Here is a 13,488-nt window from a genome sequence, read left to right on the forward strand (position 1 = left end):
CTGCCCGCTAGGCCTGCTGGTAGTAGAAGTCGTCCGCGGGAAGGGCACCGCCGACGGACGCCTTGTTGGCGTCGTAGAGCACCTTGAGGTAGCCCTCGAGGGCGCGCTTCATCTTCTTGCCCGTGATGCACACGACGTTGCACTGCGGGATGGCCTTGACCGCGATGGGCTCCTTCGGGACGATGCCGGCCTTCACCACGAGGGGCGCGGCCGCCTTCGGGTCGGCGTTGACCTGCTTGACGGACTTGGCGTGGCGCTTGAGGAAGTCCTCGACGGCCGCGGGGTGCTCGTCGGCGAACTCCGCACGCACGATGGTGGTGCCCATCACGAACTCGCTGCCGTCGGTGGCGTACTTCTTCCAGACGTCCGTGAGGTCGACCGGGGCCTTGAGCGAGCCGTTCTGGACGAGCGTCGCCGTCGTGAACGGCTGGGGCAGGATGCCGACGGCTTTGGGGTCGGACGCGAGGACCGCGGCGACCTCCGTGTGCTCGCTCTTCCACTCCACCGTGACCTTGTCTGCAATGCCGGCCTTGCCCAGCAGGAAGTCGAGGACGTACTCCGGGCTCGACCCCTTGCCCGAGACGTAGACCGTCTTGCCGGCGAGGTCCTCGAACCCCTTGACGGAGGAGTCGCCCGTGACGACGGACAGCACGCCGAGCGTGTTGACGTCGATCACGCGGATCTTGCCCTCCGTCTTGTTGTACAGGACGCTGCCGACGTTGGACGGCACGCACGCGATGTCCACCTTGCCCTGGATGATCTGGGGAAGGAGCTCGTCGGGGGATGCGCTCACGGCATACGCGTACTGGATGCCGGAGCCCTTCTTCGCGGAGTTGTCCTGCGGCAGAGCCGCGCCGTCGGCGGGGATACCCGAGGTCGCGTCCATCATCTTGACGAGGCCGATGGTGGTGGGCCCCTTCAGGGACGCGACGCGTACGACGACGTCGTCTGACGCCTTGGCCTTGGACGCCTTGGCGCCGCCCGACTTGGAGGAGTCGGACGCGGACGAGTCGCTTGCGCCCGTGCCGCAGCCGGCGAGGACGCCCGTGAGGCCAAGGCCGGCCAGCGTCGCAAGGGCCTCGCGACGGGTCATGTTCTTCTGCATTGGTGCTGCTCCCTTCTGCCGCGGCGCAGGGCTCGTGCCGCGGATTCGTGCCGTCGTGCGGGGCCGCCCGAGCCGGCTGGCGTCCGCACACATGGGGTCGACCTTACTCCTTGGGAAGGTCTCCCCTGTCCTGCGCTCGGCGAATGGCCGCTTCCATGTGGTTGAGCATGGGCGCCTGCGACGGGGAGGCGTTCGGCATGAGCGTGCTCGTGGGGTCGAACAGGGCGCTCAGCACGTTCTCGAACGTCTTCGCGGCGACTCCGCCGTCCTCGCTCACGTAGCCGCGGGTCTCGAAGCCTTCCGCCGCAAGCGCGAGCGTGACGATGGACGGGTCGACGCCGGCGTCCGCGCAGACCTCGAGGATGGTCTTGTCCCCGGGAAGCTCCTCGAAGCCGAGTTCGCGAAGGATTCCCTCGACCTTGGGCTGCGTCTCGAGCGTGCGGGCGAGCTCGACCGATACGTCCACGACCTTCTCGCCCGCGCCTGCCGCCGCGTCCGTCGCGGCCGCGGGCTTGGTGGTGCTGTCTGACATGTCTCTGCTCCCGTCTGCCACGGCGCCTTGTGGCCGCGGCATCGCATGCGTGTTGGGTCTGAAGATTATATAGCTAGGAGCCGCAGGCGACGTCCGGGGCCGCAGGCGCCTACGCCACGAGCCACTTGTACTTCTCGACGGAGTACAGCGGCACGAACGGAAGCATGATCGGCGTGGTGCGCACGTACCTTTGGTAGGCAGGATCCTTGCCGTAGCTGCGGTTTTGGCGCATCTCGAGCCGGCGAGCACCGCCGAACATCACGTATACGATGCCAAGGTATCCGAGAAGTGCCGCCGCCCACTGCGCGACGCCGTCGTACACGCCGATGCCGCTGACGAAGACGCCGGTCCAGAACAGCATCTCACCCAGGTAGTTGGGGCAGCGCACGATGCGGAACAGGCCGGTGTCCACGAAGCGGCGCGGGTTTCGCTTCTTGGCCGCGCTCTTCTGAATGTCTGCCGTGGTCTCGAACGCGAGGCCGAAGACCGAGACAAGAAGCCCCGCCGCGAGGAAGGCGTCCGCGCGGCCGCCCGCCGCCATGCGAAAGAGCACGGGCGACGTCTGGCACGCGTACAGGAGCGCCGCCGAGGCCCAGATGGCGAAGCGCACGCCAAGAGTCACGCTGTCGTTACCCTTGACCTCGCCTTTCATCTTCTGGTTGTAGCTGCGGCTGCGCAGCTCGCGATACGAGAGGTAGCCGGCGAGGCGGCAGCCATACGCCACCAAGAGCAGAGCCTGCGCCACTACAGGCGCGCTCGAGCGAGCGCCAAACATGACGAGGAGCGCCACGCCAATGGCGGCGACGGCCGCCCCATAGCCGATGGAGATGAACCACACGTACTTCTTGAACCCGCATGCGCTTGCAGCGAGCGCAACCACAAGCAGAACCAGGAACCCCTGCATCTTGAGCCTCACGACCTCACGTGCCTAGCATTTGAAACTTTTTCAAGATAAAGCATAGCCAAACGACCCGCGCCGCGGACGTGTCCGATGCAACAGTTTGTGGCGGTTTTTTGGCTGCCTAGTTGCGTTGCAAATGCAACAGCGGCGCGACGACACCTCCCCTACCATCGTTTGCGTGAAGGGCGCCCGGGATCGCCGCGGCGCAAGGCAGCAGCAAGCGCCGGCATGACCGGCGGCAGATAGGAGCAACCATGCCGAAGACGATTGACCTCTCGCGCACCGTGCACGACCTCGCGAGCGACTACCCCGAGGTGGTTGACATCATGAGGGACCTGGGCTTCACGGACATCGCGAAGCCCATGGCGCTCGAGACCGTGGGCCGCGTGATGACCATCCCCCGGGGCGCCCAGATAAAGGGCATCGACATTGCCAAGGTGGTGGACGCGCTGCGCGACGCCGGCTTCGAGGTGGCAGGCCAGCCCGCGCCTGTGGCCGCACCGACGGCGGCGCCCGCGGGCGAGAAGGACGCGGGCGCCGGTGCCGCGGACGGCGCCACGGACGCGGGCGCCGCCGCCGTCGCGACGGACGAGGCCGGTCGCGCACAGCTTCTTTCGAGCTACGTGAGCCGCCTTTCGGCCGGCGAGGACCTGGAGAGCGTGCGCCGCGAGTTCGTGGCGAACTTCAGAGACGTGGACGCGGCGGAGATCGCCCGCGCGGAGCAGGGCCTGATCGAGGGCGGCGCGAAGGTGGAGGACGTGCAGCGCCTGTGCGACGTGCACTCCGCGCTGTTCCACGGCGCCACGCGCGAGGAGCGCATCGCGAACGCCGAGGCCGCGGTGATGGACTCCATCGCGGGCGGCACCGGCGAGGGCGACTTCAAGACGCGCGTGCTCGCGGCGCTGAAAGGCCACCCCGTGAACGTCCTTTCGCTCGAGAACAAGGCCATCGCGCGCCAGGTCGCCGCGGCGCAGCAGGCGCTGGACGCTGCCGACGACGAGGCAACGGCAAAGGAGCTTGCGCTTCTCGCCCAGGTAGGCGGCCACTACGCCAAGAAGGGCGACCTGCTGTACCCCGTGCTGAAGGTGCGCCACGGCTACTCTGGCCCCGCGGACGTGATGTGGGGTGTGGACGACGAGATCCGCGACGAGCTGCGCGCCCTGGTGGCGGCCGCGCCGGAAGCGCGCGACGCCTCGTGGCGCGACCGCGCCGCCGCCGTGGTCCGTCGCGCGGACGAGATGTGCTACAAGGAGGCGAACATCCTGTTCCCGCTGTGCGTGCGGTGCTTCACGGACCAGGAGTGGCTGCAGGCCTACGTCGACCTTCGCGGCTACGAGCTTTGCATGGTGGACCCCTCCGAGGTCGGCCGCTGGGGCGAGGGCGAGAAGTACGCGGCCTCCCTGGACGCGCGCGCGACGCTGGGTGGCGGCGACGTCTCGCTTCCCACGGGCACGCTTTCTGCCGCGCAGCTGGATGCCGTGCTGAACACCATCCCCATGGAGCTCACGTTTGTGGACGAGAAGAACATCAACCGCTACTGGAACGACGACGGCAAGCTGAAGCTCTTCAAGCGTCCTGCAAGCGCGCTCGGGCGCGAGGTGTGGTCGTGCCACCCGCCAAAGATCGAGTACATGGTTCGAAACGTGATAGACATGCTTCGCAGTGGCCAGCGAGACTCCGTCGACGTGTGGATGCAGAAGAAGGGCGAGCCCGTGCTCGTGCGCTACATGGCAGTGCGCGACCGCGAGGGCAACTACCTCGGCACGCTCGAGTGTGTACAACCCATGGGATTTGCGCGCGACCACTTCGCGGGGCGCTAGGGCGCGAGGCGCGACGCCACGCTCTTCTCGCCCACGCACATGCACGTTTTTTCCAAGGTCCAGGCCCGCGTCGGGACCGCGCACGCACGCGCGGACGCCGGCGCGGGCAATGGTTTTGAAACGGTTTCGCATTCGTAACCGTCACGTTGGGGAAATTCAAATGCAACCAGTCCCCGCTATCATGCAATATGTACGAAGGGTCCGCGGACGCGGCCCAGTCGACTTTGCAGAGGAGGACTGATGTCTAAGGACAAGGTCACCGAGGAGTACGGCAGCCTGGTCTTCACCGACCAGGACATGCAGGAGCGACTACCGAAGCCCACCTACAAGGAGCTTCGTCGCGTGATCGACGAGGGCAAGGAGCTCAACCTCGACATCGCTAACGAGGTCGCGCACGCAATGAAGGACTGGGCGCTCGAGCACGGCGCCACGCACTTCACGCACTGGTTCCAGCCGCTCACCGGCATCACGAGCGAGAAGCACGACAGCTTCATCAACCCCAACGGCGACGGCACCGTCCTCATGGCGTTCAGCGGCAAGGAGCTCGTCCAGGGCGAGCCCGACGCGTCGAGCTTCCCCTCCGGCGGCCTGCGCGCCACGTTCGAGGCCCGCGGCTACACCGTGTGGGACCCCATGAGCCCCGCGTTCATCAAGGACGAGGTCCTGTGCATCCCCACCGCGTTCATCAGCTACACCGGCGAGGCGCTTGACAAGAAGACCCCGCTGCTGCGTTCCGAGGTCGCCCTCGAGAAGCAGGCGAAGCGCGTCCTTGGCCTGTTTGGCAAGAAGCCGAGCCGCGTCTACACCACGATCGGCCCGGAGCAGGAGTACTTCATCATCACCGAGGACGACTACAAGGCCCGCCCGGACCTCGTCCTCACCGGCCGCACGCTGTTTGGCGCCGAGCCCGCGAAGGGCCAGGAGCTCGAGGAGCACTACTTCGGCACCATCCGCCCCTCCGTCAACGCGTTCATGAAGGAGGTCGACGACGAGCTCTGGAAGCTCGCCGTGCCCCTGAAGACCAAGCACAACGAGGTCGCGCCGTGCCAGCACGAGTTCGCCCCCATCTACGAGAAGGGCTCGCTCGCCATCGACGACAACCTCCTCACCATGGAGAAGCTCAAGCTCCTCGCGACCCACCACGGCTTTGCCTGCCTCGAGCACGAGAAGCCGTTCGAGTACGTCAACGGCTCCGGCAAGCACAACAACTGGTCCGTCTCCGCTGACAACGAGAACCTGCTCGAGCCGGGCGACGACCCCCAGGACAACCTGCAGTTCCTGGTCTTCCTCGCGTTCCTCGTCGCCGCGGTCGACGACCACGCAGACCTGCTGAGGGCGTCCGTCGCCTCCGCCGGTAACGACCACCGCCTCGGCGCTAACGAGGCGCCTCCCGCGATCATCTCCGTCTTCCTGGGCGACGCGCTCACCCCGATCGTGGACGCGCTCATCAAGAAGGAGCAGCCCGAGTCTCACGACCGCGCCCGCATGGACCTGGGCGTCCCCGCGCTGCCCAACGTCCTGCGCGACAACACGGACCGCAACCGCACCTCCCCGTTCGCCTTCACCGGCAACAAGTTCGAGTTCCGCATGTGCGGCAGCCAGCAGAACCTCTCCGACCCCAACGTCGTCCTGAACACGGCCGTCGCGGAGCAGTGCGAGCGCTTCGTCAGCTACATCGACGAGCACTCCGACGAGGACTTCACCACCGCTGCCATGCGCTTCGTCCGCCACACGTTCCGCGACCACGAGCGCATCCTGTTCGACGGCAACGGCTACTCCGAGGACTGGGAGAAGGAGGCCGAGCGCCGCGGCCTGCCCAACCTCAAGAGCACGCCGGACGCCATCCCCAGCATCGTCAAGCCCGAGAACATCGCGTTCTTCGAGAAGTACGGCGTCCTCAGCGAGGCTGAGACCCGTGCCCGCTACGTCGCGAAGGCCGAGCAGTACGCGAAGCTCCTCAACATCGAGGCCAACACGATGGTGAACATGGCCCGCACCATGTACCTGCCCGCCATCAGCGCGTACGCCGGCGACCTCGCGACGAGTGTCGCGACCCGCGCCGAGATCGGCGTGGACGCCGCGGCCGACAAGGCTACCGTCAAGGCCCTGAGCGAGGGCTCCGCGGCGATCCTGGCCGCGACCGACGAGCTCGAGGCCGCGAATGCGAAGGCGCGCGGGCTGGACGACGTCGCCGCCGAGGACGACGCCTACCGCGACGAGGTCCTGCCGCTCATGGACAAGCTTCGTGCGGCCGTCGACGCCATGGAGACCGTCACCAGCAAGGACTACTGGCCGGTCCCGAGCTACAACGACATGCTGTTCTACGTGTAGCGACGAAACCCCGACCCTCGGTCGGCCCAGCAGCACAAGCGACCCCCGTCTCGCAGCCCGATGCGAGACGGGGGTCGCCCTTTTGTCAGTCCCCCGCACGGTAACGGTCCATGTTCATTCCGTAGGCACGCCCCTGCAAACCCTCAAGCGACGCCGATTGAGGCCCGCAATCTCAAGCTACGTCGCTTGACGAGGGGCCTTTCTCCTTCAGCTCGCATTGCACTGCTCAAACACGTAGAGGGCGGCCCAGGCTCATGCCCGGACCGCCCCACTAAACACACGTCAACATCGGGCTCGCAACCGCTACCCCAGCAGGTCGTCCGCGACCTCAGCCGCGCAGGCAAGGCCGTCCGATATGGCGTTCACCACGATGGTCGAGCCGTTCCTCGTGTCGCCCGCGCAGTACACGCGCGCCTTGCCGTCGGCGCCGGAAAGCCCGTGCCCCTTGCCCTCGACAACGGGAAGCGGCCTCCCCTGCTTCGCGAGGCCGCCGCCGAACGCCTCGACGAGGCTCGCCTCCGGGCCCACGAAGCCCATGGCCAGAATCACCAGCTGCGCCGGCAGCGTGCGCACGCTGTCCTCCTTGCGCTCGGGCCTGCCGTTCGACCAGTCGAGCGAGACGATCTTGAGCCCCTCGACCGAGCCCTTGCCCAGGACCTCGAGCGTGTCCGTGGCCCACAGCCTGCGGTCCGCGTCGAACTCCTCGATGGCCTCCTGCTGGCCGTAGTCGGTCTTCTTGACCATCGGCCACTCCGGCCACTGGTTCGTGGGCAGCGGCTTCTCGGGCGGCTCGGGCAGGAACTCCAGCTGCATGATGCTGCGCGCGCCCTGGCGCAGCGCCGTCGCGACGCAGTCGGTGCCGGTGTCACCGCCGCCGATGACCACGACGTCCTTGCCCTCGGCGCTGATGGCGCTCTTGCCGCCGCCCAGCACGGCCTTCGTCTGCGCCGTCAGGTACGGCACCGCAAGCGTCACGCCGTCGAGGTCCGCGCCAGGCACCCTCAGCGTGCGGGCGTTGCCCGTGCCTGCGGCCAGCACGACGGCGTCGCTCTCCTTCGCCAGGCGCGCCGCCACGTCGGGGTCGGACGCGTCCACGCCGCACTCCACGTCGATGCCGCTCTCGCGCATCAGGTCGATCCTGCGCTCCACGACCTCCTTCGGGAGCTTCATGTTCGGGATGCCGTACATGAGCAGGCCACCGGCTCGGTCGCTCTTCTCCACCATGCGCACGCGCAGGCCGCGGCGGGCAAGCTCCCACGCGCAGGCCAGGCCCGCGGGGCCGGAGCCCACCACGGTCACGAGCGGAGCGCCCTCAGGCGCGGGCGCCAGGGGCCTCGGCCCGCCGTGCTCCCACTGCCAGTCGCTGATGGCGCGCTCGTCGTCGCGGATGGTCGTGGGGTCGTCGTGCAGGCCCAGGTTGCAGGCCGCCTCGCACAGCGCGGGGCAGACCCTTCCCGTGAACTCCGGCAGCGGGTTCGTGAGCGCCATGCGCTCCGCCGCCTGGTCCCACAGGCCCCGCCACAGCAGGTCGTTCCACTCGGGGATGAGGTTGTGCAGCGGGCAGCCGCTCGTGCGCGCCTTGCCAAAGCCGGCTCCGGTCTGGCAGAACGCAACGCCGCAGTACATGCAGCGTCCGGCCTGCACGCGCTGCTCCTCGGCGGGCAGCGTCACGGCAAGGTCGTCGTAGTCGTGCACGCGCTCGGCTATCGGGCGCTGGCCGTGTTCCTTGCGGCCGTGCTCGAGGAATCCTCCTACCTGGCCCATGGGCTACATCCCCTCCCTCATGACCTCGAAGGCATGCTCGGCCGCAGCCTCGTCACTCATGCCTGCGGCCTTCGCCTCGGCAGTGAGGTCGAGCACCCGCTTGTACTCGCGCGGGATGACCTTCACGAAGTCGTCCTTGATGTCGTCGAACTGATAGAGCATCTTGATGCCGCGCGGGCTCTTCGTGCGGTCCGCGTGCTCGCGGATGAGCGCGCGCACGTACTCCAGGTCGTCCTCGGTCGGCTTCTCCAGGAGCACCATGTCGCGGTTCACGCGGGCTGAGAGGACGTGCCTCTCGTCGTACACGAACGCGATGCCGCCGCTCATGCCCGCGGCGAAGTTCACGCCCACGGGGCCCAGGATCAGGGCGCGCCCGCCCGTCATGTACTCGCAGCCGTGGTTGCCCACGCCCTCGCACACGATGGTCGCGCCGGAGTTGCGCACGCCAAAGCGCTGGCCCGCAAGGCCGTTGATGAATCCCTTGCCCGCGGTCGCGCCGTAGAACGCAACGTTGCCCACGGCCACGTTCTCGTCGAACTTGTACGTCGCGGTCTCAGCGGGCGCCACGGTCAGGATGCCGCCGGAGAGGCCCTTGCCAAAGTAGTCGTTCGCGTCGCCGTGGACGTTAAGCGTCACGCCCGCGGGCAAAAACGCGCCGAAGCTCTGGCCGGCCGAGCCCGCGCAGTCGATCTCGATGGAGCCGTCGGGCAGGCCCTTCGGGTGCTCCTTCGTGATGACCGAGCCCAGCATGGTGCCGGTGCAGCGGTCGACGTTCGCGATGTCCACCGAGAAGTGCATGCGGCCCATGGTCGCGCGGCACTCCTTGGTGTACGGGATCAGCAGGGTCGCGTCCAGGGTGCGATCGAGGCCCACGTCCGGCGCCATGCTCGGCACGAAGTGCGGCACCTCGGCGCCCGGGAAGGACTTGCCCAGGTCGTTCTCGACCTTCTGGAGCATCGGGCTCAGGTCGATTCTCGAGGCCTTCCAGTTGTCCTCGACGCCGGTCTGGCGCAGGCACTCCACGTGGCCCACCATCTCCTCGACGGTGCGGAAGCCCAGGCTCGCCATGACCTCGCGAAGCTCCTCGGCCGTGTACAGCATGAAGTTCATCACGTGCTCCGGCTTGCCCGCGAAGCGCTTCCTCAGGCACGCGTTCTGCGTCGCGATGCCTACGGGGCAGGTGTCCTGCTGGCAGTCGCGCTGCATGAGGCAGCCAAGCGAGACGAGAGCCGGCGTGCCGAAGCCAAACTCCTCGGCGCCCAGGAGGCACGCGATCGCGACGTCACGGCCGTCCATGAGCTTCGAGTCGGCCTCGACCACCACGCGGGAGCGCAGGCCGTTCAGGAGCAGCGTCTGCTGCGTCTCGGCAAGGCCAAGCTCCAGGGGCAGGCCGGCGTGGTAGATGGAGTCGCGCGGGGCGGAACCCGTGCCGCCGTTCGCACCGGAGATCAGGATCTTGTCCGCACCGCCCTTCGCGACGCCGGTCGCGATCGTGCCGACGCCGGCCTCGCTCACGAGCTTCACGGAGACCATCGCGTCCGGGTTCGCGTTCTTCAGGTCGAAGATGAGCTCCGCCAGGTCCTCGATGGAGTAGATGTCGTGGTGGGGCGGGGGCGAGATCAGGCCGACGCCGGGCGTGGAGTTCCTGACCTCCGCGACCCACGGCCATACCTTCTTGCCGGGCAGGTTTCCGCCCTGGCCGGGCTTCGCGCCCTGGGCCATCTTGATCTGGATCTCCTTCGCGCTGCGCAGGTAGCGGCTCGTCACGCCAAAGCGCGCGGACGCGACCTGCTTGATCGCGGAGTTCGTGGAGTCGCCGTTCGGCAGCGTCGTCTCGCGGATGGGGTTCTCGCCGCCCTCGCCCGTGTTGGACTTGCCGCCCAGGCGGTTCATCGCGATGGCGAGCGCCTCGTGGGCCTCCTCGCTGATGGCGCCGTAGGACATGGCCGCGCTCGTGAAGCGCTTCACGATCTCGCTCGCGGGCTCGACCTCGTCTATCGGCACGGGGCCGGACGCCAGGGGCACGAAGGAGAGAAGGTCGGAGAGCACGATGGAGCGGCCGGGCCTGTGCAGCGCGGCGCTGTACTGCTTGAACAGGTCGTAGCTGCCCTCGCGGACGGCGCGCTGCAGCAGGTAGATGACCTCGGGGGTCAGCATGTGCTGCTCGCCGCCCAGCGGGCGCCACTTCGTGATGCCAGAGCTCGCCAGCTGGTCGGGGGACGGGCTCCTGCGCTGCGCCTCGCCCTCGTCGTAGCGGCCCTCGCACTCGCGCTGGATGTCGTCCATGGTAAGGCCGCCCACCGGGCTCGGGGTGCCCTCGAAGCAGCCGCTCACGACCTCCGGAGCAAGGCCGATGATCTCGAAGATCTGCGCGGAGTGGTAGCCCTGCATCGTCGAGATGCCCATCTTGGACATGATGGTCACGATGCCGGCGGTCAGCGCCTTGTTGTAGTTCTCGACGCCCGTCTTCGCGTCGACCTTGATGCGGCCGTCCGCGGACATCTCGCGGATGAGCTGGTGCGCAAGGTACGGGCAGATCGCGGACGCGCCGTAGCCGACGAGGCACGCGTAGTCGTGCGGCGTCATGGCGTCGCCGGTCTCGACCACGATGTCGCCGCGCATGCGCAGGCCGCGCCTGATGAGGTGACTGTGCACGGAGCCGAGCGAGAGGAGCGACGGCACGGGCACCTGCCCGTCCGGGACGCGGTCGGAGAGCACGATGATGTTCACGCCCTCGCGGACCGCGGCCTCCACCTCGTTGTTCAGGCGGTCGAGCGCCTCGGCGAGCGCGTGCTCTCCCCCGTCGCGGTCGAACGACGCGACGAAGCGGCGGCAGCCGAAGCCGACCATGTCCACGTGCAGGATGCGGTTGAACTCGTCCTGCGTGAGGATGGGGGTCCTCAGCCTGATGAGGCGGCAGCTGCTGCGCTGGTCCTCGAGCAGGTTGCCGTGATTGCCGAGGTACAGGATGGACGACGTGACGAAGTCCTCGCGAAGCGCATCGATGGGCGGGTTCGTGACCTGGGCAAACAGCTGGTTGAAGTAGTCGAAGAACGAGCGGGAGCGCCTGGACAGCACGGCGAGCGGCATGTCCGCGCCCATGGAGGCGCCGGGGCGCTTGCCCGTGACGGCCATGGGGCCGATGGCCTCCTCGACGTCGTCGAAGTGGTAGCCGTGGCGCGCCAGGCGGATCGGCAGCGGGGTCTGCGCGTCGGCGGCCTCGCCCTCCTCGTCGCCCTCGGCCGCGGGCGCGAGGTCGTCCACGCCCAGCGTCTCCTGCGCGACCCAGTCGCGATAGGGCTTCTCGCGCGCAAGCGCATCCTTCAGCTCGTCGTCCCAGACGACGCGGCCCTTGTCGGGGTCGACGAGGAGCATCTGGCCGGGGCCGAGCGAGCCGGCCTGGACGATGTCCTCCGGCTCGATGTTGCAGGCGCCCGCCTCGGACGAGAGGATGAGGCGGTCGTCGCGCGTGACGTAGTAGCGCGCGGGGCGCAGGCCGTTGCGGTCGAGCGCCGCGCCCATGTAGTGGCCGTCGGTGTACGCGATGGCGGCGGGTCCGTCCCACGCCTCGGACAGCATGGACTGGTACGCGCCGAACGCGCGGCGCTCCTGGGAGAGCTGGGTGTTCTTGTCCCACGGCTCGGGCAGCAGCATCGAGACCGCGCGCGGCAGCGAGCGGCCGTTCATCACGAGGAACTCCAGCACGTTGTCGAGCACCGCGGAGTCGGAGCCCTCGCTCCTGATGACGGGCATGACCTTCTTGAGCTCGGCACCCATCACGGGCGAGTACAGCTCCGGCTCGCGCGCGCGGACGCCGTTCACGTTGCCGCGCAGCGTGTTGATCTCGCCGTTGTGGATGATGTAGCGGTTGGGGTGCGCGCGCTCCCAGCTCGGCGTCGTGTTCGTGGAGTAGCGCGAGTGCACGAGCGCGATGGCCGTCTCGGCCCAGGCGTCGCCCAGGTCGCGGTAGAACGAGCGCAGCTGCGTCGCCACGAGCATGCCCTTGTACACGATGGTGTGGGCGCTCATGGAGCACACGTAGAACGTCTTGCCCGCAAGCGCGCCCTCCTGCTCGGCCATCTTCTCGACCACGCGGCGCGTCACGTACAGCTGGCGCTCGAAGTCCTGGCCGGCGGCCGTCGCGTCGGGCCTGCCCAAGAACGCCTGCACGATGTGCGGGCGGCAGCGGTTCGCCGTGTCGCCCAGGTCGTGCGGGTCGACGGGCACCTCGCGCCAGAACAGCAGGGGCACGCCCTCCTGCGCGCAGCCGTCCTCGAACACGCGACGCGCGTCGCGGTAGCCCTCGGCGTCCTGCGGGAAGAACAGCATGGCGACGCCGTAGTCGCCCTCGGCCGGCAGGATGTGGCCCTCGCGCTGGGCCTCCCTGCGGAACAGCCGGTGCGGGATCTGCAGCAGCACGCCGGCGCCGTCGCCCGTGTTCTTCTCCAGGCCCTTGCCGCCGCGGTGCTCCAGGTTCATGAGCACCGCGAGCGCGTCGTCGAGCATCGCGTGCGAGCGCTCGCCGCGTAGGCTCGCCAGCGCGCCGATGCCGCACGCGTCGTGCTCGTACTCCGGTCTGTACAGCCCCTGGGGCTCGTATCCCTCCCCGTCGCGGCGCGTCCGCGGCATCTGGGCGGCCTCCTGGGAATCATGGCCTGACATCGGGTCTCCTCTCGCCTGTGCCATGGGTGGCAGATGTGGTCCAGCTTAGTTTACGGCCGGCCCCGCCCGGAGGGGCCCGATTGCCAAAATCATAATGACCCTGACACGAACGGGTAGCGCACACGTAGCGCAATCGAAATACGCGCAGGTAGATAGGTGAGAAAAGCCGCGTCCTCACATGTGGGCGGCGCAGGGGGCAAACGCCGCGGCCCCGCGCCTGCGCAACGGGGGCCGCCACCAAGAAGCGGGCGCGACCCCGTGGCCGCGCCCGCAGGGGCTGCCGTTCTTCTCGCCGCCGTCCTTCTCGCCCGCACCCTCGGCCCACGCCCTCCGCCCGCGGGCGTCATGGGCAGGTCGCCTGGGTGCTGGTCGC

At 68.3% G+C, this 13,488-nt stretch carries 7 protein-coding genes; 2 read left to right on the forward strand and 5 right to left on the reverse strand.

The window, feature by feature from the left end; translation table 11 throughout:
- Nucleotides 1–7: 7 nt before the first annotated feature.
- The 3 genes from ACTQWE_RS07380 to ACTQWE_RS07390 all read right to left on the reverse strand — a co-directional run bounded on the left by ACTQWE_RS07380 (nt 8) and on the right by ACTQWE_RS07390 (nt 2,553).
- Nucleotides 8–1,105, reverse strand: a complete 1,098-nt coding sequence (locus ACTQWE_RS07380) for an ABC transporter substrate-binding protein (protein ID WP_441921492.1) — start codon at nt 1,103–1,105, stop codon at nt 8–10.
- A 103-nt stretch (nt 1,106–1,208) separates the two neighbouring features.
- Nucleotides 1,209–1,637: a hypothetical protein gene (locus ACTQWE_RS07385; RefSeq protein WP_441856203.1), complete on the reverse strand. Its 429-nt coding sequence runs from the start codon at nt 1,635–1,637 to the stop codon at nt 1,209–1,211.
- Nucleotides 1,638–1,746: 109 nt separating this feature from the next.
- Nucleotides 1,747–2,553 carry a DUF1295 domain-containing protein gene (locus tag ACTQWE_RS07390; protein WP_441856204.1) on the reverse strand — a complete coding sequence of 269 codons (807 nt, stop codon included), beginning with the start codon at nt 2,551–2,553 and terminating at the stop codon, nt 1,747–1,749.
- Nucleotides 2,554–2,792: 239 nt separating this feature from the next.
- On the opposite strand from ACTQWE_RS07390, the gene ACTQWE_RS07395 reads away from it, so the two are divergent.
- Nucleotides 2,793–4,358: a DUF438 domain-containing protein gene (locus tag ACTQWE_RS07395; RefSeq protein WP_441856206.1), complete on the forward strand. Its 1,566-nt coding sequence runs from the start codon at nt 2,793–2,795 to the stop codon at nt 4,356–4,358.
- 240 nt (nt 4,359–4,598) lie between these two features.
- Complete coding sequence (locus ACTQWE_RS07400) at nt 4,599–6,689, forward strand: glutamine synthetase III family protein (protein ID WP_170104502.1); 2,091 nt, start codon at nt 4,599–4,601, stop codon at nt 6,687–6,689.
- A gap of 303 nt (nt 6,690–6,992) precedes the next feature.
- Here the strand turns inward: ACTQWE_RS07400 and ACTQWE_RS07405 are convergent, their stop codons facing one another.
- Both ACTQWE_RS07405 and gltB read right to left on the reverse strand, forming a co-directional pair.
- Entirely contained in the window at nt 6,993–8,453 is a 1,461-nt protein-coding gene (locus ACTQWE_RS07405) for a glutamate synthase subunit beta (protein ID WP_441856208.1), read from the reverse strand.
- 3 nt (nt 8,454–8,456) lie between these two features.
- Nucleotides 8,457–13,115 carry a glutamate synthase large subunit gene (gltB, locus tag ACTQWE_RS07410; protein WP_441856210.1) on the reverse strand — a complete coding sequence of 1,553 codons (4,659 nt, stop codon included), beginning with the start codon at nt 13,113–13,115 and terminating at the stop codon, nt 8,457–8,459.
- Nucleotides 13,116–13,488 lie beyond the last annotated feature (373 nt).

The organism is Parafannyhessea sp. LCP19S3_B1 (genome assembly GCF_052121955.1).
Taxonomy (GTDB): Bacteria; Actinomycetota; Coriobacteriia; order Coriobacteriales; family Atopobiaceae; genus Parafannyhessea.

Excerpts from the sequence above, each read along its gene's own strand:
- ACTQWE_RS07380 (WP_441921492.1), bottom strand. The coding sequence starts at position 1,105 with ATGCAGAAGAACATGACCCGTCGCGAGGCCCTTGCGACGCTGGCCGGC.
- ACTQWE_RS07385 (WP_441856203.1), bottom strand. The coding sequence starts at position 1,637 with ATGTCAGACAGCACCACCAAGCCCGCGGCCGCGACGGACGCGGCGGCA.
- ACTQWE_RS07405 (WP_441856208.1), bottom strand. The coding sequence starts at position 8,453 with ATGGGCCAGGTAGGAGGATTCCTCGAGCACGGCCGCAAGGAACACGGC.
- ACTQWE_RS07395 (WP_441856206.1), top strand. The coding sequence starts at position 2,793 with ATGCCGAAGACGATTGACCTCTCGCGCACCGTGCACGACCTCGCGAGC.
- gltB (WP_441856210.1), bottom strand. The coding sequence starts at position 13,115 with ATGTCAGGCCATGATTCCCAGGAGGCCGCCCAGATGCCGCGGACGCGC.
- ACTQWE_RS07400 (WP_170104502.1), top strand. The coding sequence starts at position 4,599 with ATGTCTAAGGACAAGGTCACCGAGGAGTACGGCAGCCTGGTCTTCACC.